Genomic DNA, 20424 nt, shown 5'->3' with positions numbered 1-20424 from the left:
ACCCACTTTCCATCCGCCCCTAGCGCAACCAGGGACCCCAGATGGCGAAGGTCATCCCCGGGATCTAGATGTTGACGAAGAAGGTCTTGCCGTCCGGCGAAAAAGAAGCGCCCGTGAACTCAAAACCGTTGAGGGCATTGCGGGCGAAGGAGTAGAGCTTGCCTTCGGGGGTGATCCCCCGCACGAACTCGGTGCCTTCGCCATCCTCGCAGACGAACAGATCCCCAAAAGGAGCCAGCACGATGTTGTCCGGTCCATCGAGAAGCGCGTCGTCGTTCGGTTCGACAAACAGTTCGAGCGTGCCGCCTTCTGCGGCATTGCGCCCCGGCGTGTGGCGCCAGATCTGGCCCAACTCGGCGCTGCCGCCGTTGCTGGCGCTGAAGAACACCTCGCCTTTTGCAAAACAGGCCCCTTCGCCCCCGGCAAAGATCGCCGCCCCTTTGTCGAAGCCTTCGACGCGCACCGTGTCATCCACCGGGTCAAAATCTTCGATCGTCACCCAATCGACCGCCATGGGCGTATTGAGCGGAAAATCTTTGCCGGTATACGCCTTGGGCATCGAAGGGATGCGCAGGGCCTCAAGGGTACCCCCTGCGCGCAACCGTCCCGGCTGTTTGGGCACGAAGCGGTAAAACAAACCCGTGTCCATGTCCTCGGTCATGTAGACGATGCCGGTCTTGGGGTCCACCACCGCCGCCTCGTGGGTGAAGCGGCCCATCGCCTTGAGGGGCACCGGGTCCACCGGACCCTTGGCCACTTGAAAAAGCCATCGTCACAACCGCCTCGCGTGAGTAGCGTCAACACCGTAAAGAGGTTGTGTAAACCCAAGGCTATCGCGACATTAAGGCAAGATGATGAAGTCAGGGAACCCTCATCAAAAGCCGGCGGGGCAGTTTGCCCCACCGGCCAGGCGCATCGCTTTCCTAGAGGGTCTTAGCTGGACCAGGGTCCCCAGACGGCGAAGGTGATGCCGGGGGTCTGGATGTTGACGAAGAACGTCTTGCCATCGGGCGAGAAGCAGCCGCCGGCAAATTCGTTTTCGTTGAGCGCGTTGCGGGCGAACTGGTAGAGTTGGCCCTCGGGGTTGACTCCGACAACGTACTGGGTGGCGTCGCCGTCTTCCATCAAGAACAAATCACCGAAGGGGGTGACCACGATGTTGTCGGGGTTGTCGAGCACTTCGGGATCGTTGGGCTCCACGAACAGTTCGATCGTGCCGCCTTCGTCCGCCGACGCACCCGGCACGTAGCGCCAGACTTGACCCTCTTCAGAAGCACCGCCGTCGGTGCAGGTGAAGTAAAATTCACCGTTGCCGTACCAGATGCCTTCGCCGCGCGAGAACTGGGCGGCACCCTTGGCGAAGCCTTCGATGGCGACGGTGTCTTCGACCGGGTCGAAGTCCTCGATGGTCACCCAGTCGGCGGCCATCGGGGTGTTGAGCGGGAAACCGGACTTGGTGATCGCCTGGGGCATGCCGACGATGCGCAGAGCCTGCAGCACGCCGCCTTCGGTCAAACGGCCGGGACGGTTGGGCAGGAAGCGGTAGAACAGGCCTTCGCCGTTATCCTCGGTCTCGTAGACGATGCCGGTCTTCGGATCGACGGCGACCGCCTCGTGGTTGAAGCGGCCCATCGCCTTGAGGGGCACCGGGTTGACGGGGCCGCGGGCCAGAATCGGCACTTCGAAGTTATAGCCGTGGGGAACCCGGACGCTGGTGTCGTTGGCCGGGGTGGAGGTGTTTTCCTCGCAGCTGATCCACGAACCCCAGGGGGTGGGGCCGCCCGCGCAGTTGCGGTAGGTGCCTGCGAGCGAAACATAGTGCTTGAGCAGCTTACGCTCGGGACCGGGGCCGACCACCAGCGTGGTGGTACCGCCCTTGGAGAGCGAGTCGTAGAGCTTAGTGGCCGGGGCGATGGTCGCCGTGTCGGAGTCCGGGCTCAGTTCGTGGTTGCGAATCAGGATGATGGCACCGTTGGGGCCGGCGAAGGCGGCCATGCCGTCGTGGGCACCGGGCACCGGGGTGCCGTCGCTCATGGTTTCACCGGTCTTGGAAAAAGCGACATACTTAAATCCTCGGGGCAGATCCAGGATGCCGGCCGGGTCGGGAATCAGCGGACCGTAGCCGACGCCACGCACCGTCTGACCGGCGGCGGCACGGCTGTAAAGCGCTTGCAGTGGGGCGGCGGCGGCCAGACCCAGGATGCCCGTGCGCATCATAAATTGACGTCTCGAAAAAGCCATGGTGTAAATTACGCCTCGCATGGGTTGCGATAGCACGGTAAACCGCTTGCGTAAATTCCCGGATAATCCCCCGTTAAGGCCGCATTAATTACGAACGTTATTCCGTGTCATCGCTTAATATTCGGAGCGCTTGACAAATGGCAGGTGGTCCGCTCTCCCCCATCCCGGATCGAGGCGGTCATGGTCCGATAATGCGTGGGTGGGTTATGATCAGCGACGTGCCGATGTGGCGCAGTGGTAGCGCATTCGATTCGTAATCGAACGGTCGCGAGTTCGAATCTCGCCATCGGCTTGAGCGAAAATGTGGTGCTGGAGGAGATCCTGGCTGAGGCTCCAGAGGCACTCGATAACCCGCCGATGTGGTTGCACAAGCGTGCTGCCTATTCTGGATCTGAAATCCATGCCTCGAAATCCGCCAGATCCGCGGAAGCGATCGCCGTGTCGATCAACTGCTCCAGTTGCTCAGCATCGGTAATCAACTCTAGTTCCCGCCGCAGTTCCTCAGGAGTTCTACATCAACATGACCCGCAAAGTAGCCTATACCCTTGCACCACAGCCAGCGGCCAGAATCATTGCCGACTTGTCCAGTTGGCCTGTGCATCGTCCGGGAGTGGAGGATATTCTCTACGCTGTCGCTCTACAGGAACGCTTTGCGATTTCCTTCTGGGATGCCATGCTCTTTTCCAGTGCGCAGCAGTTGCAGTGTGAAGTTCTATGGTCTGAGGATCTCAACACAGGGCAACTTTATGGGCGGACCCGTGTGTACAATCCGTTTTGAACCGCATGCTCTCGGATGCGAACTTTGCCTACGAATCCTGTTTGTTTTCTCGTCGGCACAAAGTCTTATCGATGGATGGCGCGTCCCCTCAGGTTCCCATAGCCAGTGGGGGTTTATTCTGCGCTGGAATGCCCGAAGATAGTAGGGTGACCCCAAATCAAGCGCCCGGCTGCTTAAGCTTGTAACCGAATGAGTGTCCTGAATCCCTCAACCCTTCGCAGACTCCAGAAGCTGCCGCAAATCGCCACCGCCTGGGAAGGGGACCGGCGGGTGCTTGCTTCGGTCTCGATTGCCGAACTGGATCGGCCCCCGGAACTGATCGTCTGGGCCGACGCTTCCGAAGGAACGGTGCGGGCGACCGAACTGGTGAGCGCCGAAGCTGGCAGTGAAGCGCTCGTGCGCTGTTTGCTGCAGGCGATGGAGCAGCCCCATTCGCAGTTTCCCCCCGGGCGGCCCCAGAAGGTGGTGGTGCGCGACCGGCAGGCGCAATTATTCTTGCGCGGCGCACTGCAGGATCTCGAGATTGTCGTCGACTATGCGCCACAGCTGCCTTTGCTCGACGATGTCTACGAGAGCCTGCAAAAATATGTCACCGCCCGCCAACCGCAACTGCCCAACGGCTTCGAGCAGCCCCTGCAGCGCGCCGCCCGGGCTCTGTGGCAGGAAGCCCCGTGGGAATTGCTCGCCGATCACCAGATTTTGCGCGTCGAGCTCGAAGGCTGGGAGACCCCGGTGCTGCACGTATCGCTGCTGGGGCTGCTCGGTCAGGAGTACGGCGTGCTGATGTACCGATCGCTCGAATCGTTACGGCGCTTTCGCTCGCGCCTGGGCGGTCGGCTGAGCGCCCAGCAGCGGCAGGAGGCCTACCTGCAGCAGGATTGTTTGTTTATGACCTACGAGCAGGCGGCAGAAGCAGACGAGGAGGACGAACCGGTCGAATTGACGTCGCTGCCGTCGGCAGAAATTACTCCCAGCTTTGGACAACTGCACCCTCTGGAGGGAGCGCGCGCCTTTCTCGGCGAGGAGGAAGCCCAGACGGTATTGCTCACCCTCGAAGCGCTACAACGCTTCTTTCGGTTGCGCCGCCGCGATCTGGCCCGCCGCGATTTTCCGGCGCTGTCCGGCCGCTACCGCATCCCCATGGTGCAGGGGGGCGAGGTGACCGTCAAAGTCTCCACCCAGCCGCAGCTGGCGGAGGAACTCTACCAAATGGCGGGCTCCGCCGAGGTCGAGGAGGTCGAAGCCGATGGACCGGTCCTCAGCGACGACCTGCTGCCGGAGGGGGCTATCTACAGTCTGGGGATGCTGCCCTGGAAGGTGGTCGAGTTTCTGGTCAACGCCCCGGCCAATCCGCCTGCGGCCCGCCGTACCCGCGCCGACGGGCTGCCGACGATCCTGGTGCAGACCAGCCGTCCAAAGGCCCGCCTGCTCATCGAAGCGCTGCGCCGGGGAGGGGGGCCGACCGGCTTCGGGTTCAATCCGGGGATGGACCTGCTCACCCGCACCCGCTACGAACTGGCCGTGCTGCGCACCGGCGACGGGCAGCTGCACCTGTTTGGCGAATTCGAGCAGGACGATCCCCAGCACCTGCGCGCCCGCCGCCAGTGGAACGAGCGCTGCCGCAAAACCGGCGGACGCTGCGGCCTGGTGATCGCCCAGGGGGTGACCGGGGCCGCTCGGGGCAACCCGGATATGAAGGATTTGCTCGCCCTGTTCGAGGTGCAGACGCTCTCGCCCGACGAACTGGGCCTGGGTGTGCTCAACCTGATGCCCGACCTCGGCTAGGGCAGCGCCAACGGTTCCCGTATTGACGACAGTGATTTGACCAACCACGCTCGCCCCGAGCTCGGTTCGCCCTACTGCCCCGTATAGCGGATGCGGTAGATCACCCCTTCGCCGTCGTCGGTGACAAACAGACTGCCGTCCGGCCCGGCCAGCACATCGACGGGACGACCGGCCACCTCGCGATCGGGGCGCAGCCAGCCGGTGGCAAAATCGCTCAACCGGGTGACCTTGCCGTTCTCGATCTCGGCGCGCACCACTTTATAGCCGGTCGGGCGCGAGCGGTTCCAGCTGCCGTGGAAGGCCACGAACAAATCGCCCCGGTACTCGGGCGGAAACTGATTGCCGGTGTATTCACTAACCCCCAGAGGCGCCGAGTGGGCCTGAAACCCCCAGAGCGGCCGCTTCACTTGCTCACAGGAACCCAGTGCTGCATATTTGGGCTCGGGATCTTTGTACTTGCCCGCGTGGCAAAAGGGCCAGCCGGCGCTCATGCCGTCTTCGAGAATGTGCAGCTCGTCCGGCGGCGTGTCGTCCCCCAGCCAGTCGCGGCCGTTGCTGGTGGCCCACAGCCTGCCTGCCGAGTCGAAGCGCAAACCGACCGCGTTGCGCAGGCCGCTTGCGTAGATGCGACCGCCGGTGCCGTCGGCATTGAACTGCATGACCGTGGCGCGCCGCTTGTCGCGCTCGACACAGACGTTGCAGGTCGAACCGATCGATACGTACATTTTATCGTCCGGACCGAAGGCGACCGTGCGGGTAAAGTGGCCCCCGCCGGAAGGCAGGTTATTCACCACCACCTGCCGGTTGCGGCCTTCGAGCTGCCCGCTTTTGTAGGGGTAGCGGGCGACTTTACCGGTCTCACCGACGTAGAGATAGCCCCTGTAGAAAGCGAGGCCGTGGGGATCACTCAACTTGCCTGCGAAGGTCACTCGGCGGTCAGCTTTGCCGTTGCCGTCGCGATCGGGCAGCACACTCACGCGCCCCGCCCCGATCTCGGTGACAAACAAATCGCCGTTGGGAGCAAAGGCGACGGCGCGGGGCCTGTCCAGCCCCTGGGCAAAAATACCGATTGCAAATCCGGGCGGCAGGCCGATGCGATCGAGATTCGGCGCCGCCTGGGCTGGGTACCAGGGGAAAAAAACGAGCAACAGTGCCGCCAGTTTCGATGCGCGCATGGAGCGATTCGCCAAAAGGGTTGCCTTTCCAGTCTATCGACAGGGACCCTCGTCCTGCTCGGCCCGCCGACGCAGGAACAGAGCGATGGCCCGCAGGCCGAGCCGGTAGCTGTCGGCGCCGAAGCCACTGATTTGTCCCACCGCCACCGGGGCGATAAACGAATGGTGGCGAAAGCTCTCACGCCGATAGACATTGCTCATATGCACTTCGACCGTGGGTAGGCCGACGCCGGCGATCGCATCGCGCAGGGCGACGCTGGTGTGGGTCAACCCCCCCGGGTTGATCACCAGCCCGTCGCAGCGCCCGAAAGCGTCGTGGATGGCGTCGATGAGCACCCCTTCATGGTTGGACTGCAAACAAGACAACTCGACGTCCAGATCTTGAGCGTCGAGTTGTAGGGTGCGTTCGATATCGGCCAAGGTGACGGTCCCGTAGACATCGACCTCGCGCCTGCCCAGCAGGCTGAGGTTGGGGCCGTTCAGCAGCAAAACCCGCAAACTAGCGGCGATCGGCACGAACTCTGACGGGGACGCGCTGCAGTTGGGGAGCGCGTTGCGGCAGCCCTAACAGCTCCGCCAGACGCTCAAGCGCACGTTGAATCTTATCTGCAACACTATCCATGCCGTGATCTCTCAAGGTGAACGCTGCCTTATCGCTCTTTCATAATACCAAAGGCTTCCCAGTTGATGATCTCTCGGCGGAGGAGATCGAGGGCGCTCTGGGTACTCACCCGGCGTATCCAGTCGCGCCCGCGCTGCGCACCAAGGCGGATTTCGACCGCACGAGTCTCTCCCGGTCCGGCAAGGGCGATGTGCACCAACCCCACGGGTTTTTGGGCGGTCCCGCCCCCCGGACCGGACACACCGGTCAGCGCCAGTCCCCAGTCACTGGCAAGCCGATTGCGTACCCCCTCGGCCATAGCGCGGGCCACCGGCTCGCTCACCGCGCCGTGGTCGATCATCCGTTGCTCGTCGACACCGAGCAGCGACGTTTTGAGATCGTTTGCGTAGGCGACCACCGCTCCGCGCAAGTAGCGCGAGGCTCCCGGCAGGGCGGTGAGGGCTTCGGCCAGCATGCCGCCGGTGCACGATTCGGCCACCGCCAGGGTGGTGCCGGTGCGGACCAAAAGTGCTGCACTCGCCGAGGCAAGGGTGTCTTCGTCCGCCCCGTAGCAGTCAAGACCGGCGATGGTGCGCAGGCTCGCTTCGACCGGGGCGATGAGCGACTCGGCCGCTGCGATACCTGCGGCCCGGGCGGTGATGCGCAGTTTCACCTCGCCATTGCCCGCGTAGGGGGCAACGGTGGGGTTGACGCCCCGGAGAAATTCTTCCACCTTCTCAGCGAGGGTGGACTCCGAAACACCCCAATGGCGTAGCGTGCGGCTGTGGAAGATTTCCTGGCCCCCACCGCGCAAGCGCAAAAACGGTACGGCCGTCTCGGCCCACATGGCACGCATTTCGGCGGGCACCCCCGGAAAAGTGAGAATCGCCACTCCGGCCTTCGGTTCCCAGACGATCCCGGGGGCTGTGCCCATCGGGTTGGGCAGGATCTGGGCGCCTTCGGGCAGATCCGCCTGTTTGGCGTTGGTGGGGCTCATCGGCCGGTTGCGTTCGCGAAAGCGCTCCTCGATGAGGGCCAGCAGCGCCGGGTGACGCACCAGGGGCACCTCGAAGTGCTCCGCCAGCGTCTGGTGGGTGAGATCGTCGTCGGTCGGCCCGAGGCCGCCGGTGGTGAGGATAATCCCGGCGCGCTCGATGGCAATGTCGAGGGCGAGGCGGATGCGCCCGGGGTTGTCGCCCACCACGGTCTGAAAGTGATGGGGGATGCCCAGTTTGGCCAGCTCGACCGCCAGAAACTGGGCGTTGGTGTTGACGATCTGGCCAAGGAGCAGTTCGGTGCCGATACAGAGAATCTCTGCGCTGGGGGCCATTGGGGGCGGTCCATTAGAATGGGGGCACCGGGGGGAAAACCAAAACTCTAGAATTTGTTCCAGACCGCGATGCGCACGCTTTGTTGTTTGTTATCGATTGTACTGGCGCTAGCGGCAGGCTCGGCCGCCGCCGCCCCCGTACTCACCGCCGAGCCGCCCCTCAACCGCACCCTGCGCAACCCGATCGAACTGAAGATCGTCCTGTCGCTGATCGAGGGCGAGGCGAAGGTGCTCGACTGGCGCAAACCGAAGGTGCTGATCGACGGCACCGATGTCTCCGCCAAGGCCCAGGCGCTCCTGGAAGGAGCGGCGGCGGTGCCTTTCCAGGGCGATCAGTTTGTCTTCATGGACCAGAAACTCGAGGAAGAGCGGGCCGAATTTCGTCTGTACGGCTTCAATGCGCCTCTGGGTCCGCATCAGGTACTGGTGGAGGTGCCGCGCAAGGACGGCGGCCCGCCTTTGCGCTACCAGGGGCAGTATCTGATCGTCCCCTGAGCCTTGTAGCGGTTTTCGGTTGCCCAGAAAACCTCAGGCTGGCTTGAAACACTTGGTTGCAGGTCAGCGACAGGGTACTGTTGGCACACTCTGATTGTGCGGGACGTGACTATGGCGAATACTTTTGATGCGTCAGCCATTTTGCGGCTCGCCCCTGGGCCGGGCTGGGGCTGGATCTTGGGCCTGGGTCTGGCGGGAACGGTAGCCCTGTGGGCGGTCCCTGCCCGGGCGCAAGTCGATTTTGCGCCTCCCGCCACCTTTGCCGCCGGGGCCGGTCCCTACGCTGCAGCGCTGGGTGATCTAGACGACGACGGCGACCTGGACATCGTCACGGCCAACTCCGACTCCGACAATGTCACGGTACTTTTGGGCGACGGCCGCGGCAGTTTCGCCGCAGTCGGCACCTTTGCTGTGGGGGGGAGCGAGCCTGAGTCTGTGGCCCTGGGGGACATCGATGGGGACGGCGACCTGGACATTGTCACGGCCGACAGCGACTTCAATGCCGCTGGACTTTCGGTATTGGCAAATCAGGGCAACGGCAGTTTTGCCGCCCCCAATCGCCTGCTGGTGGCAGGGTTTCCCGATTTTGTCACCCTGGGAGACATGGACAACGACACAGATACGGATATCCTGGCGCTTGCTTCGAACAGCGGTGATCTCACGGTGCTGTTCAACAACGGCAGCGGCGGTTTCGCCATGTCCGCCACCTATTCTGTGGGCGAGTTGCCCCAATCGGCCGCGTTGAGCGATATCGACGCAGATGGCGACCTCGATATTGCCGTTGTCGACTCCCGCTCCGACCAAGTGTCGGTGCTGTTGAACGACGGCCGGGGTGGTTTTGCCCCGGCCGGCAACTTCGCCGTGGACGGCCCAACGTCCCTGGCTCTGGGGGATGTGGACGGCGACGGCGACCTCGACATCGTGACCGCCAACTACTTTTCCGACACGGGCGGAGGGGTGGCGGTGCTCCTGGGCGACGGGCGGGGCAATTTCGGCCCCCGCCGTGACTTCTTGGCAACTGGCGCGAGTTTTGCCGGTTTGACAGATCTCGACAGCGACGGCGACCTGGACATTGTCTCAAACAATGCTGGGGACAACCAGGCATTGGTACTGCTGGGTAACGGCCGCGGCAATTTCACGGTTGCCACTCCCTTTGCCACCGGTGGGGTCGGTCCTTTTGGAGTGGCGCTGGGAGATATCGATGCCGACGGCAACCCGGACATCGTCGCTGCCAACGTGGGATCCGACAACGTGGCGGTTCTATTGAATACGTTCGAGCTGGGTGCCACTCCGACCATCACGGCGTTGAACCTCCCTTTTGGACGGCCGGGCATTGGAGTTTTCATCCACGGTACCGGATTTACGGGAATCAGCTCGGTGACTTTTGAGAAGTTGGGGCCAGGGCGAGTACCTGCCCAGTTTACAGTGGTCTCATCCACGGAGATTAACGCCGTAGTACCGGTGGGCACAGCCTCAGGGCGCATTGTCATCACGACGGCGAGCGGCAAAATCGCCATCAGTCCGCAACGCTTCACCGCCATCAGGCCCCCGTTCGGGAAGTAGGGCAAAGCCGGCATTTCCATTGATGAACCACGGGTTTGTCGGCCTGTGTCCCCACCCAGTTATCGCAGGGGAGCCGCCTCATGGACCGATTCTTTCAAGATGTGGGGAGTCACCATCAGCGCCACTTCGCGCCGCTCGTGTTGGTTGCTTTGGAAGCGAAACAAAGCACCCAGCACCGGCAAGTCTCCCAGCAGCGGCATTTTCTGGACCAGTTGGCGGTCGATTTCGCGGATGACGCCGCCGATCACGAAGGTTTCGCCGTCGCGCAGCCGCAGCCGCTGGATATCCAGGTTGCGGCGGGTGAGCAGGGTGACCAGATTCCCCGCCGCGTCGCGCTGGATGTCGTTGATGGAACTGACCTGCGGCTTGAGGGAGACATCGACAAAGCCGTTGTCGTCGACTTGATAGACGGCGATCTCCAGGCTGACGCCGACTTTGTCGACTTTGATGGTGGTGGTGCTCTGACCGGTTTCCCGGTCGGTGGTAATCGTTGCCCCCACGACCACGTCATCGGTAATTTCGACGCGGGCGGCGGTGGGCTTCGAAAAACCGGCCCCGGAGGCGACGAGCAATTGGGGAGAAGCGAGCACCCGGGCGGACCCTTCCTGGATGGCCGTGTCGAGGCGCAGGGCCATCGCCGAGGCGAGGGCGCCCAGGGTGTTGAAGATGAGCGTGTTACCCGGCCCACCGCCGGTGAGGCCCACCGCCGCCGGGTACGAAGCGCCCAGATCGGCAGCACCCCCCACCGTGCCCAGCTGGAAGTTACCTGCCGAGCCACCGAGGCGAAAACCCAGATCGCTGACGTTGTTGAGATTGACATCGACGAGTTTGACGTCGATCATCACCTGGCGCTGGCGCACGTCGAGTTGGGCGAGTTGCACCTGGGCAATCTGCAGGGCGCGGGGGCTGCCGACGGCCACCAGCGAATTGGTACGCGCATCGACGGTGACAAACAGCTCACCGCGCAACGGACCGCTGGTAGCAGCAGGATCGGGGTTGGTGGTCGCTGCACCCGGTTGGGTACTGCCGAGGTTGGTTGAACCCACCTGGGCGCCCAGCCCGCGCAGTACCCCGGCTGCCTGCTGCACATCGGCCTGGTTGAGGCGAAAGGTGCGCATGCGGGTCTGGGGGAGGTTGTGGGCCATCTCGCCGCCCACCAGGATGGTGTTGCCGGTGCGGCGGGCTTTGAGGTTGTGCAGGTGCAGCACCAAGTTGAACGTATCGTCGAGGGTCTCGCCGCGCACATCCATCGAGACGCGCTGAGCGCTGACCCCCTCGCCAAAGAGCACGTTGCACCCGGCCCGGCGGGCCAAAATCTGCAGCACCTCTCTGACCGGTGCGTCCTTGAGCGCCAGGGTGACCCGTTCGCCGCTCCCCAGTTCCACCGGCCGGCCCAGGGGGATTTCCTCCCCGGCAATATCACCCGCAGGCGGGGCGACCGCCCGGGTGCGCAGGCGGGGTAACGGTTCTTCGGCCGCCGCCGCCCCAACCCCCAGAAGCAGCGCCAGGCCCACACACCAAGACTTCGAGCCATTCATCACGGTCGGGCCTCCAGGGTGCGCACCATCCGCCTGCTTCCCTGCCGGAAGCTCACCTGACCCGTCTGCGCCGAAACATTCTGTACTACGGCCGTCCCGACCCTATCGCCAGGGCGGACGATCGCGTGTTGCTCCCCGCGCTCGACGATCGCGAAGGTATGTGTGGGTGTGGAAATGATCCCCAGTACCTTGGGCGCCACAACCCGGGGCGTCGGTGTTGGTTTCAAGGTGGGAGCGGGTGTTGCCTGTGGGAGCGAAAGGATCAGTGCCGCTGTGGGCGGCCGGAAGGGATCGGCTCTACCTGCGGCGGCGAGTGCCCTTTGCTGGGTGGCGGGTAAGGAAACCAACGGAATGAGTGCACTTTTGCTTCGCTGGGGTATCGACCGGGCAGGTTCGGCTGTGCAAAAGGCCAACAGGGCAAGTGCGCACCACAGGCCAGCTGTCCCGAGGTGGCGGACGGCAACGGGCCAAAGGCAAGATTCGATTGTCATGGCGTCAACCGTGGGTGATTAATTCGCGGTTTTCGAGCCCGGGCCTTTATCGTCCTCGGTAGTCGAGGGCGGGCCGCTGCCCAGCACGTAGGCCGTCAGGTCGAACTCGGCGGCCAGGCGCTGGCTCGGGGGGGTGCCCGGGGGGGCGTTTTTGATCTCAAGCGGCTGCAGCGAAACGTTCTCGATGCGCACCAGCGCGTCGAGGCGCTCGAAGTTGCGCATCAGGGCGAGCACCTCGGCGAAGGTGGCGTTGAGGCTGATTTTGGCGGTATTGGCCTGGATGTTGATCGAGTCGGCCACCTCCGGCAGGGCCTTGGTTTGACTGGGAGTGAACTGGCGCAATTCGCCGTTGCTGGCTTTGACCAGGCGGGCGGTGTCCACCAGGAGGGTGGGCAGCTTCTCCGCCGGGGGAATCAGCGAAGCGACAGAAGCAAGCAGCTTGGCGGAGCGCTCGCGCTCGGCGGTAAGCGTGGGCAGCTGGGCGAGCAGCGACTGCTTGGAGGCAATTTCGGCGTTGCGCTGGGCGATCTGCCCGTCGAGGTCCGCAAGCCGGTTGTACTGGGGGAGGGTAATCTGCAGAGCGATAAGCAGTACCACCAGTAGGCCGCCCAGGCCCACCAACAGGGCGATGCCCTGGCGATTCAGTTCGATACCCAAAAAGCGGTTGGTGGTAGTCATCGCACCAGTTGCTCCCGTTGCACGCGGCGCAGTTTTTCAAGCAGTCCGACGGCGCCGGTTTTTTCGAGGGCTGTGACCAGCTCGCGCAATTTGCGCTCGGTGAGCCTGGCTTCAATTTTGTAGGCGACGGTCGCCGGTGTGCCGTCCTTGCCTTCTTCTTTGACCGCATCGACCACGATCGCATCGGCTACAAAGGGCGAGTCGCGCAGCGTCAATTGCAGGGCGGCCACATCTTCGAAGCGCAGGGCAAAACCTTCGAGGGTGACGATGTCGCCTTCTTTGGTGGTGGCGGAACTCAGGACATTCAACCAGACGCCCTCGGGGACGCGGCGGCGCAGATCTTCCATCACCGCCGACCAGGGCCGCGAAAGATCGAAGAGGTTGACCACCGCCTCAACGCGCTTGCGTTCATTGTCGATATCGGTGCGCAGTTGGCGCACATCGTTTAGTTGCCGGTCGAGCAGAGCGGCTCGGCCCGCCAGTTCATTCAGTTCGGTTTCTTTGGTGCTCACCTGGGAGTTGAAGTAGAGCGTGAGTCCGGCCATCACGGCAAGGGCGGCAATCGGCACAGCCGCACCGACCAGCAGCGGATCCGGCCCACCGGCCGCCCCGACAGCAGGAGGCGTGTAGCCGTCGCTGCCGGCTGCGACCGTGCGGTCTTTAAGAAAGTTGATTTCGGGGGTGAACATGCAATGTGTCCTTGCTGATGGGCTGGGGGGCGAGAAAAAGAGGGTTACAAGATCCGCAGGGCCAGACCGAGGGCGACGCCGAAACCTGAGCGCAGTCCCGGCGGTACGCTTATTTCGGGCAGGCCGAGGGCTGTGACCGGGTCGACCCGGGAGACGGGCAGAGCCAGCCGTTGCCTGAGAAACTCGTCAATCTGCCGGACGTTGGCGCCGTTGCCCGCAAGCAGCACCTGCGCCACCGGCGGCACCGGCGCGGTAGTGCCCGAAGCCTGGTAAAAATCGAGCGAGCGCTGGATCTCATCGGCAAGATCGCCCAGCACCCGCGACAGATTCGCAGCTTTAAAAGAAGGCAAGTCGAGGGTGCTCTCCAGCGCCTCGCGAAATTCGCGGGTGCCGAGGCTCACCGTGCGCGAGAATTGTGGCACTCCCTCCAGCAAAATCGAAATCTCGGTGTCGTCGGCAGAAAGCAGCACCAGGGCCACCGCCGCCCCGGGAGGAACCTGGGCGAGCGGCTCGCGCAAAGCCCGCACCAGCGCAAAGCTCGCGATATCAACCACTCTGGCGGTGAGGCCCGCCCGCCGGAGCGCTTCGAGGTAGGAGTTGACGACGCTCAACTGGGCGGCCACCAGGAGCACCTCCTGGCGCTTGACCCCGTCCGGATCGACCGCCGCTGCGAGCGGCTGAAAATCGACAAAAGCGTCGTTGCGCGAAAACGGCAGGTACAGTTCGGCCTCCTGATTGAGAACCACCTCGCGCAACTCGTCGGCCTGCAGGTCGGCGGGCAGACGAATCAAGCGGATCACCGCCTCGCGGCCCGGGATCGCCGTGGCCACCGGTCCCGGTTTGAGCCGGTGATCGGCGATCAAATCGCGCAGCACTTCGGCCACCGCTTCGGGCTCTTCGACGCGGCCTCCCGCCACGGCCCCCGCGGGGGTGGGGGCGGTGACCAGGTGCTTGAGGCCCAGACCCTTACCCCGCTTCTCCAGTTGGGCGATCGTGATTTGCTCGGGGGCGATTTCGACACCCATGCCGCTTTTGAGGCCCAACAAGGCGGCCAGTGCGCTCGTTACGTTCGTCACCTGTACATCGAGGGTCATCGGATTAAAACAGCGTCATGTAACTCGTTATCCAGCTTTCCCCAAACAATAGCCCGCCCAGCGCACCGAGGGCCAGAAACGGGCCAAAGGGCAGCGGCTCTTCGCGCTTGAGCCGTCCGGCGGCGATGCCCGCCAGACCGAAAACCGCTCCTAGACCAAAGCCAAAAGCGAGCGAAACCAGAAGCAACTTCCACCCCAGCCAGACGCCGATGAGCCCCGCCAGGGTCGCATCGCCGCCCCCCATCGCCTCTTTGCCCATCGCCTTCTCGCCGACGTAGCTAATCACATCGAATAGCCCGATACCTACCAGCAGTCCGTACAGCGCGTCCACCAGACCGGGCGGGCCGCTCGCCCAGGCGCCGCTTGCCCAGACTGGAAAAAACGTACGGAACACCAACCCCCCGACGATCCCGGCGGCGGTCAGTTCCCCCGGCAGTTCGAGCGTGTCGAGATCGATCAGGCTCAGCGCCAACAGCACCGCCACAAAAAATCCCCAGCAGGCCACCTCCACCAGGCTTGTGGAGGTAAAGGCCGCCTGAAAATGCCAGGCGAGCACACCGGATAACCCCGCCGTCCCCAGTTCCACCAGCGCATAGCGCACCGGAATTGCCATCCGGCAGTGACGACATTTACCCCCCAACCACAACCAACCCAGTACCGGTACGTTCTCCAGCGGCCCGAGCGGGGTCAGGCAGCCGGGGCAGCGCGAAGGTGGCCACCACAGCGAAATGCCCTGGGGCAAACGGTGGGCGACGACGTTGATGCAACTGCCCACCGCCGCCCCGACGATTGCCCAAAACCCGATGGCGAACACCCGGGGCCTCCTGCCGTCTGAACGGTTCTAGCCTAACGTCCAACCTCCCTGAACTGGCTGCACAAAACCCGGGCACGACGCAATCAGCCGCCAGACACCCGCAAATCAATCCGCTCGCTCAGGTCCAGTATTCGGAGAACTCCCCAAATTACTGGAGCATCTTTCTCCCCTCTACACACGATCCCTTTTCAAGAAAACTTCGTCCAAGTGATCGAAATCGCTGTCAGTGGTCAGGAGCCTGGCACCGGTCACGGCCGCAGCTGCCGCGATCCACGCGTCGTTCTTGCCCATGCGCCGACCTCTACTGAGGCTCCAAGAGTCGATAGCGGCGTACGCGTCAATTAACCTGGGATAATCCAGCGGTACTTGCACCAAGCGTATCAGCAAGTCATTCAACCTGCTCAGCATGACCGGTCCCCAGTTCCACTGGAGGGCGAGCGATAGGAGTTCGCCTGCGGTGACTATACAAATCTGCGGGATGATTTGTGTAGAGAGCAGACCATATTTTGCTTCAACGGCTCGCCCCCTTGGAGACTTGCGAACATAGTGTACCAGGACGTTCGTATCCAGTAGGTACAGTTCTGCCATTCGACTACGACAGTTCTGCCAACGCCCGCTCTACCTGCTCGTCGGTTTCTTCCCCCGGCCAGTGACCGTAAACGTGCTCCATAGCTGTGGTCCCCGGCTCCGGCGCAAGGGCGGGTTTGAGCGTGGCAATTGCCCTGGCCCGGGCTGCCTCCAGTTCCGTGGGGGTGCGCCTGGCGAACGACTCGACGAGAAGCGACAGGGCGTCGACGGGTCCGTCGTTTGGCTGCGGTGCCCCGGAGCCCCGGTCCTGCTGCACAAAATCGATCGGTTTTTCGAACATGCCTGCCTCCTGCCCCTTGGGCCTGGGCTACCCTTCCAGTCTACCTCGCCCGATCCAAAGCCCATCTCAGCGCTGGCAGGGAGGTTCCGTTGCAACGAAGAATGTAGAAGACGGAGCCCGACAAAGCGATACCCTAATAGGAAGACGGCAGGCTGACTGCACACCGAATTCAAGGCGCCCGGCAACATGAACAAAATTGTGACAGTGCTCTTCGACGGGCAGGTTTTTCGCCCGGAAGTTCCCCTTGATCTTGAACCCAACCGGCGCTACAGCATCACCATTGAGCCTGCGCCCGCCCCCAATTCCGCTACAGATGCCTGGGGTTTACTTGCGGATCTGACAGGAACGGTAGAGGCGCCGCCCGATTGGTCTTCCGAACACGACCACTATCTGTGCGGCACACCCAAACGCCAATACGATTCGCAGTCGTGAACACCAAACGACTGCTGCTGGACACGGTCTTCATTCAGGCGCTGCTCAACCGGCGTGACCAGTACCACTTTCAATCTCGTGCCGCTTTTCCCATGGTTCGTGAGGCTCTGGAGGTATGGGTGACACAAGCCGTCCTGACGGAAGTGGGCAATGCTTTGAGCGGGATTGACCGTTCAGCGGCGGTGCAATTTATCGAGCAGTGCTACCAGACAGTCAATGTGCGGGTGGTCAGCGTCGACCGGGCTCTGCTGATGCGCGCCTTGCGATTGTATGGCAGCCGCCAGGACAAAACCTGGGGACTGACCGACTGCATTTCGTTTGCCGTTATGCAGGAGCAAGGTTTGCTCGAAGCCCTAACGGCCGATGAGCATTTCGTTCAAGCCGGGTACCGTGCTTTGTTGCTGAACCCATAATTTTTGAGTTTGCGGCCTCCTTTTTGGCTTTGCCCGACAGTCTGTGGAAGCGAGAGGTGGAACCCCCTTCGGGTTCCCCTCTCGCGCTCTCCCCCTCCCCGCGTCGGGGGCGTGCCACCCCCCGACACCCCCCGGACCAGGGATGGGTGAGGCGGGAAACTTGGTCGGTGTGGGCCTGGCGCAGGTTGGGCAGGCACGCATTGCGTGGCGACTGCGCCGAGATGGGCTCAAATGGGACAGGCCTCTGCTGGCAGCTCTGGAGCCGGCCATTCCATGGCTGTCTATGCGGATTCAACATCACTTGACTACCCAGCCCCCGGACGGCTGTAGATAAAAATTTACGATTTTTTAAGTCATAATTTGATACGTCAGATTATGATGCAGTTGAAATGGATACTTTCCAGGGCGTGCTATGTCGGAACCGATGCCGGACCCCCAGTCTTTTTTGCCCCTGAGCCCGGCGATGCTGCACATTTTGCTGTCTTTGGGCGACGGCGATCGCCACGGCTACGGGATCATGCGCGCCGTCCAGGAGCACACCCAGGGTAGGGTGCGTTTGGGGGCAGGGGCGCTCTACGACTCGATCAAACGCCTGCTGGCCCAGGGGCTCATCGTCGAGTGCGCCGGAGCGGACGCATCAGCGGGCGGCGACGAGCGGCGGCGCTACTACCGGCTCACTCGCCTGGGCCGCCAGGTGGTGGGGGTGGAGGTGGAACGTCTGGCCCAACTGGTGGAGATCGCCCGCAACAAAAACCTGTTTCCGGAGGGCACCTGATGGACAGCAAACAGACGCCGTCGCTGGCACAGCGGGTGTACGGCCGCCTGCTGGGGATCTTGCCGGCAGAATTTCGACGGGAGTACGGTGCTGAGATGCTCCTGGTGTTTTGCGAAAGCTACGGCGAGGAGCAACAGCAAAGGAACACCCTGCGGCTGGCGTTTTTCTGGTGGGAGGCGTTGGCCGATGTGTTGGCGACGGCCTGCAAGCAGCACCTCGATGCGCTCGGGCAGGATCTGCGCTACGCAGCGCGGATGCTAGCTAAAAGTCCGCTATTTACCGTCGTTGCGGTGCTCACCCTCGGCCTGGGAATCGGGGCGACGACGGCGATGTTCAGCTTTGTGAACGCCGTGCTGCTCAAGCCGCTGCCCTACCCGAATGCCGAGCAATTGGTGACCCTCTGGGAAAGCAACGGCAGCAACGAGCGCGAGGCTGTATCCTTTCCCAACTTCAACGACTGGCGCGAACAGAGCCGCGTTTTTTCCGGATTGGCCGCCTACGACTATTTCAACTTCGATGCCAAAGGCCGGGAGGGCACTATCGACGTGCGCGGGCTGGTGGTCTCGGCCAATATCTTTGCGGTGCTTGGGGTCGAACCCGCTCAGGGTCGCGCTTTTGTACCGGCTGAGGACGGACCAGGCCACCGGGTGTTGGTGATTAGCCACCGTTTCTGGCAGCGCCATTTTGGCGGGCAGCCGGGTGTCGTCGGCAAAGCCCTAAATATTGGCAACCAGGATTGGACGGTGATTGGCATCATGCCTGCCGGTTTTCCCTTTCCGGACCGGGGCATCGATGTGTGGGCACCCATCGTCACGGCCGTGGGCGGGATAGACGAGTTGCGCCCGTGGCTCGAAAGGCGCGGGGCACGCTCCTGGTACACCGTGGCGCGGCTCAAACCCGGTATCAGCCAGCAGGAAGCTCAAGCCCAGATGACCGTTGTCGCCGACCGCCTTGCAGGGCAGTACCCCGAGACGAACGCGGGCTGGAGTGTCCAGACTGCCTCGCTTTACGATCAGAAGGTCGGCGGTGTTCGCCCGAGCCTGTTGGCTCTATTTGGAATGATGGTCTTGGTGCTGCTCATCGCCTGCGCCAACGTGGCCAATTTACAACTGGCCCGCACAGCTTCCCGACAGAAGGAAATGGTAATCCGCGCGGCGCTCGGGGCCACGCGCGGACGGATCATTCGGCAATTGCTCACCGAGAACGTGCTGCTTGCCCTGCTGGGCGGCGCCCTGGGGGTAGGTCTCGCCCTGTGGGGTGTGAGGCAATTGTTGGATCTGGTCTGGTGGGCGCGCTTTCCCCGCTTCGATGAGGTGAGCGTCGATGGAACCGTGCTCGGTTTTGCCCTGGCCGTCGCCACGATAAGCGGGGTGCTTTTCGGGTTGGCCCCGGCCCGGCAGGCTCTCAAGTTTGATCTCACAGAAGCGCTCAAAGAGGGCGGTCGGGGTACGACGGACGGAAGACGCGCCAACCGATTCCGCGGCGGCCTGGTCGTGGCCGAGGTGGCCCTGTCGATGGTGCTGCTGGTCTCGGCGGGGCTGATGGCCCAGAGCTTCCTGCGTCTCCAGGCAACCCAGCCGGGCTTCGATTCTCGCAATGTCCTCATCACCTACTTGGGACTTGAGGAGTCGAAATATCCGAACGCCAGAGGGAGAATCGCTTACTTTGATCGGGCACTGGACAGTCTTCGGCTCCTGCCGGGGGTCAAAGTCGTAGCCGCGGTGCGCAATGTACCCCTCGACGGCCCCCGAAGCAACGCGGTGCCTTTTGCGATCGAAGGCCGCCCCCAGCCGCCCGGACAAGCTCCCTTCGCCCGTACCAACCTGATCACCCCCGATTATTTCAAGGCGATGGCCATACCGCTCCAGCGGGGTCGCCTGTTTACGCGACAGGACAATCTGGACGCTCCCAGGGTGGCGATCATCAACCGGAGCATGGCGCTGCAGCTTTTTCCGAACGCCGATCCTCTCGGCAAGCGCATTCGACTGACAGCGCGCTCCGGAGCCAGCCGGTGGGCGCAGATTGTCGGCGTCGTGGGCGATGTGAAACAATCCAGCCTGGAAAGTGAAGCCGGGTTCCAAATTTATGTCCCCTATGCCCAGGACGGAGCGGGCTACATGGCTTTGATCTTGCGCACGGCCGGCGAGCCGGCACAGCTGAGCAATTCCGTTCGTGCCGCTCTCAAAGCCATCGATCGCGATCAGGCGGTTGCTAATTTCACTACCCACGAACAAATCGTTGCCGATTCGATCGTCCAGCCCCGCTTGCGGGCGCTGCTGGTGGGAATTTTTGCAGCGGTCGCCCTGCTGCTTGTGGCGATCGGCCTTTATGGGGTGATTGCCTATTCTGTCGGTCAGCGCAGCCACGAAATCGGCGTGCGCCTTGCCCTTGGAGCACTTCCCGGCGATATCGTGCGCATGGTCGTGGGTCAGGGAATGGCTCTGGCGCTAGTCGGCATTGCCCTTGGCCTGGCAGCAAGCCTGGCTGTTGCCCGGCTGCTCACCGGCTTACTCTTTGGAGTCAGCGCCGCAGATCCGGCGACCTACGTTGCCTTGAGCGTGCTCCTGTGCGGCGTCGCTCTGGTGGCTTGCTATGTTCCGGCCCGCAAAGCCGCAAAAGTCGATCCGGCAGTGGCGATGCGGTACGAGTAGAACAACGGAGCCT

Annotated in this window: 20 protein-coding genes and 1 tRNA gene; 9 read left to right on the top strand and 12 right to left on the bottom strand. The window is 62.9% G+C overall.

Going from position 1 to position 20424, the window contains the following annotated elements; genetic code table 11:
• Positions 1 to 64: 64 nt before the first annotated feature.
• The gene (locus GLL_RS12640; protein WP_231848224.1) at positions 65 to 742 is read right to left on the bottom strand and encodes an alkaline phosphatase PhoX; all 678 of its coding nucleotides are present in this window, start codon (positions 740 to 742) and stop codon (positions 65 to 67) included.
• A gap of 191 nt (positions 743 to 933) precedes the next feature.
• Positions 934 to 2241 (bottom strand): alkaline phosphatase PhoX, encoded by a 1308-nt coding sequence (locus GLL_RS12635; RefSeq protein ID WP_011142441.1) that lies wholly within the window; start codon positions 2239 to 2241, stop codon positions 934 to 936.
• Positions 2242 to 2461: 220 nt separating this feature from the next.
• On the opposite strand from GLL_RS12635, the gene GLL_RS12630 reads away from it, so the two are divergent.
• The 3 genes from GLL_RS12630 (at position 2462) to GLL_RS12620 (ending at position 4804) form a co-directional block, all read left to right on the top strand.
• A tRNA-Thr gene (locus tag GLL_RS12630) sits at positions 2462 to 2533 on the top strand.
• Between the two features lie 228 nt (positions 2534 to 2761).
• Complete coding sequence (locus tag GLL_RS12625) at positions 2762 to 3019, top strand: PIN domain-containing protein (RefSeq protein ID WP_011142440.1); 258 nt, start codon at positions 2762 to 2764, stop codon at positions 3017 to 3019.
• Positions 3020 to 3208: 189 nt separating this feature from the next.
• Positions 3209 to 4804, top strand: a complete 1596-nt coding sequence (locus tag GLL_RS12620; RefSeq protein ID WP_011142439.1) for a DUF6930 domain-containing protein — start codon at positions 3209 to 3211, stop codon at positions 4802 to 4804.
• Positions 4805 to 4875: 71 nt separating this feature from the next.
• Here the strand turns inward: GLL_RS12620 and GLL_RS12615 are convergent, their stop codons facing one another.
• The 3 genes from GLL_RS12615 to GLL_RS12605 all read right to left on the bottom strand — a co-directional run bounded on the left by GLL_RS12615 (position 4876) and on the right by GLL_RS12605 (position 7910).
• Positions 4876 to 5979: a PQQ-dependent sugar dehydrogenase gene (locus GLL_RS12615; RefSeq protein ID WP_011142438.1), complete on the bottom strand. Its 1104-nt coding sequence runs from the start codon at positions 5977 to 5979 to the stop codon at positions 4876 to 4878.
• Between the two features lie 33 nt (positions 5980 to 6012).
• Positions 6013 to 6495: a type II 3-dehydroquinate dehydratase gene (gene aroQ / locus GLL_RS12610; RefSeq protein ID WP_011142437.1), complete on the bottom strand. Its 483-nt coding sequence runs from the start codon at positions 6493 to 6495 to the stop codon at positions 6013 to 6015.
• Positions 6496 to 6629: 134 nt separating this feature from the next.
• Entirely contained in the window at positions 6630 to 7910 is a 1281-nt protein-coding gene (locus GLL_RS12605; protein ID WP_011142436.1) for a competence/damage-inducible protein A, read from the bottom strand.
• Between the two features lie 87 nt (positions 7911 to 7997).
• Between GLL_RS12605 and GLL_RS12600 the strand changes: the two genes are divergently transcribed.
• Complete coding sequence (locus tag GLL_RS12600) at positions 7998 to 8405, top strand: hypothetical protein (RefSeq protein ID WP_164929013.1); 408 nt, start codon at positions 7998 to 8000, stop codon at positions 8403 to 8405.
• A 111-nt stretch (positions 8406 to 8516) separates the two neighbouring features.
• On the top strand, positions 8517 to 9968 hold the full coding sequence (locus GLL_RS12595) for an FG-GAP-like repeat-containing protein (RefSeq protein WP_164929012.1): 1452 nt from the start codon (positions 8517 to 8519) through the stop codon (positions 9966 to 9968).
• A gap of 59 nt (positions 9969 to 10027) precedes the next feature.
• On the opposite strand, the gene GLL_RS12590 is transcribed toward GLL_RS12595, so the two are convergent.
• The 7 genes from GLL_RS12590 to GLL_RS12560 form a co-directional block, all read right to left on the bottom strand.
• Entirely contained in the window at positions 10028 to 11506 is a 1479-nt protein-coding gene (locus GLL_RS12590; protein ID WP_164929011.1) for a secretin N-terminal domain-containing protein, read from the bottom strand.
• Positions 11507 to 12015: 509 nt separating this feature from the next.
• The gene (pilO, locus tag GLL_RS12585; protein ID WP_011142431.1) at positions 12016 to 12675 is read right to left on the bottom strand and encodes a type 4a pilus biogenesis protein PilO; all 660 of its coding nucleotides are present in this window, start codon (positions 12673 to 12675) and stop codon (positions 12016 to 12018) included.
• Positions 12672 to 13364: a PilN domain-containing protein gene (locus GLL_RS12580; protein ID WP_011142430.1), complete on the bottom strand. Its 693-nt coding sequence runs from the start codon at positions 13362 to 13364 to the stop codon at positions 12672 to 12674. The genes pilO and GLL_RS12580 overlap by 4 nt, the downstream gene beginning before the upstream one ends.
• Before the next feature lie 44 nt (positions 13365 to 13408).
• Positions 13409 to 14458: a type IV pilus biogenesis protein PilM gene (gene pilM / locus GLL_RS12575; RefSeq protein WP_164929010.1), complete on the bottom strand. Its 1050-nt coding sequence runs from the start codon at positions 14456 to 14458 to the stop codon at positions 13409 to 13411.
• A 4-nt stretch (positions 14459 to 14462) separates the two neighbouring features.
• Positions 14463 to 15272, bottom strand: coding sequence for a prepilin peptidase (locus GLL_RS12570; protein WP_011142428.1), 810 nt, complete (start codon positions 15270 to 15272; stop codon positions 14463 to 14465).
• Between the two features lie 171 nt (positions 15273 to 15443).
• Positions 15444 to 15860, bottom strand: coding sequence for a type II toxin-antitoxin system VapC family toxin (locus GLL_RS12565; protein ID WP_011142427.1), 417 nt, complete (start codon positions 15858 to 15860; stop codon positions 15444 to 15446).
• A 4-nt stretch (positions 15861 to 15864) separates the two neighbouring features.
• The gene (locus tag GLL_RS12560) at positions 15865 to 16140 is read right to left on the bottom strand and encodes a hypothetical protein (protein ID WP_011142426.1); all 276 of its coding nucleotides are present in this window, start codon (positions 16138 to 16140) and stop codon (positions 15865 to 15867) included.
• A gap of 186 nt (positions 16141 to 16326) precedes the next feature.
• Between GLL_RS12560 and GLL_RS12555 the strand changes: the two genes are divergently transcribed.
• From GLL_RS12555 to GLL_RS12540, 4 genes are all read left to right on the top strand, one after another.
• Positions 16327 to 16572 (top strand): hypothetical protein, encoded by a 246-nt coding sequence (locus GLL_RS12555; RefSeq protein WP_011142425.1) that lies wholly within the window; start codon positions 16327 to 16329, stop codon positions 16570 to 16572.
• On the top strand, positions 16569 to 16985 hold the full coding sequence (locus tag GLL_RS12550) for a type II toxin-antitoxin system VapC family toxin (protein WP_011142424.1): 417 nt from the start codon (positions 16569 to 16571) through the stop codon (positions 16983 to 16985). The genes GLL_RS12555 and GLL_RS12550 overlap by 4 nt, the downstream gene beginning before the upstream one ends.
• A 412-nt stretch (positions 16986 to 17397) precedes the next feature.
• A complete protein-coding gene (locus tag GLL_RS12545; RefSeq protein ID WP_011142423.1) occupies positions 17398 to 17760 on the top strand; it encodes a PadR family transcriptional regulator in 363 nt (120 codons plus the stop codon).
• On the top strand, positions 17760 to 20411 hold the full coding sequence (locus tag GLL_RS12540) for an ABC transporter permease (RefSeq protein ID WP_011142422.1): 2652 nt from the start codon (positions 17760 to 17762) through the stop codon (positions 20409 to 20411). Before GLL_RS12545 ends, GLL_RS12540 begins: the two co-directional genes overlap by 1 nt.
• Positions 20412 to 20424: the final 13 nt, after the last annotated feature.

The sequence above is a fragment of the Gloeobacter violaceus PCC 7421 genome (genome assembly GCF_000011385.1).
Taxonomy (GTDB): Bacteria; Cyanobacteriota; Cyanobacteriia; order Gloeobacterales; family Gloeobacteraceae; genus Gloeobacter; species Gloeobacter violaceus.
The sequence above is the reverse complement of the archived record's forward strand: the minus strand, read 5'-3'. Positions and strand labels throughout refer to the sequence as shown.

What these genes read in the sequence shown, in the direction of transcription:
- GLL_RS12615 (WP_011142438.1), bottom strand. Translation starts at nt 5,979, where the DNA reads ATGCGCGCATCGAAACTGGCGGCACTGTTGCTCGTTTTTTTCCCCTGG.
- pilO (WP_011142431.1), bottom strand. Translation starts at nt 12,675, where the DNA reads ATGACTACCACCAACCGCTTTTTGGGTATCGAACTGAATCGCCAGGGC.
- GLL_RS12620 (WP_011142439.1), top strand. Translation starts at nt 3,209, where the DNA reads ATGAGTGTCCTGAATCCCTCAACCCTTCGCAGACTCCAGAAGCTGCCG.
- GLL_RS12635 (WP_011142441.1), bottom strand. Translation starts at nt 2,241, where the DNA reads ATGGCTTTTTCGAGACGTCAATTTATGATGCGCACGGGCATCCTGGGT.
- GLL_RS12560 (WP_011142426.1), bottom strand. Translation starts at nt 16,140, where the DNA reads ATGTTCGAAAAACCGATCGATTTTGTGCAGCAGGACCGGGGCTCCGGG.
- GLL_RS12595 (WP_164929012.1), top strand. Translation starts at nt 8,517, where the DNA reads ATGGCGAATACTTTTGATGCGTCAGCCATTTTGCGGCTCGCCCCTGGG.
- GLL_RS12540 (WP_011142422.1), top strand. Translation starts at nt 17,760, where the DNA reads ATGGACAGCAAACAGACGCCGTCGCTGGCACAGCGGGTGTACGGCCGC.
- GLL_RS12625 (WP_011142440.1), top strand. Translation starts at nt 2,762, where the DNA reads ATGACCCGCAAAGTAGCCTATACCCTTGCACCACAGCCAGCGGCCAGA.
- GLL_RS12565 (WP_011142427.1), bottom strand. Translation starts at nt 15,860, where the DNA reads ATGGCAGAACTGTACCTACTGGATACGAACGTCCTGGTACACTATGTT.
- GLL_RS12555 (WP_011142425.1), top strand. Translation starts at nt 16,327, where the DNA reads ATGAACAAAATTGTGACAGTGCTCTTCGACGGGCAGGTTTTTCGCCCG.
- GLL_RS12605 (WP_011142436.1), bottom strand. Translation starts at nt 7,910, where the DNA reads ATGGCCCCCAGCGCAGAGATTCTCTGTATCGGCACCGAACTGCTCCTT.
- pilM (WP_164929010.1), bottom strand. Translation starts at nt 14,458, where the DNA reads ATGACCCTCGATGTACAGGTGACGAACGTAACGAGCGCACTGGCCGCC.
- GLL_RS12580 (WP_011142430.1), bottom strand. Translation starts at nt 13,364, where the DNA reads ATGTTCACCCCCGAAATCAACTTTCTTAAAGACCGCACGGTCGCAGCC.
- GLL_RS12545 (WP_011142423.1), top strand. Translation starts at nt 17,398, where the DNA reads ATGTCGGAACCGATGCCGGACCCCCAGTCTTTTTTGCCCCTGAGCCCG.
- GLL_RS12590 (WP_164929011.1), bottom strand. Translation starts at nt 11,506, where the DNA reads ATGAATGGCTCGAAGTCTTGGTGTGTGGGCCTGGCGCTGCTTCTGGGG.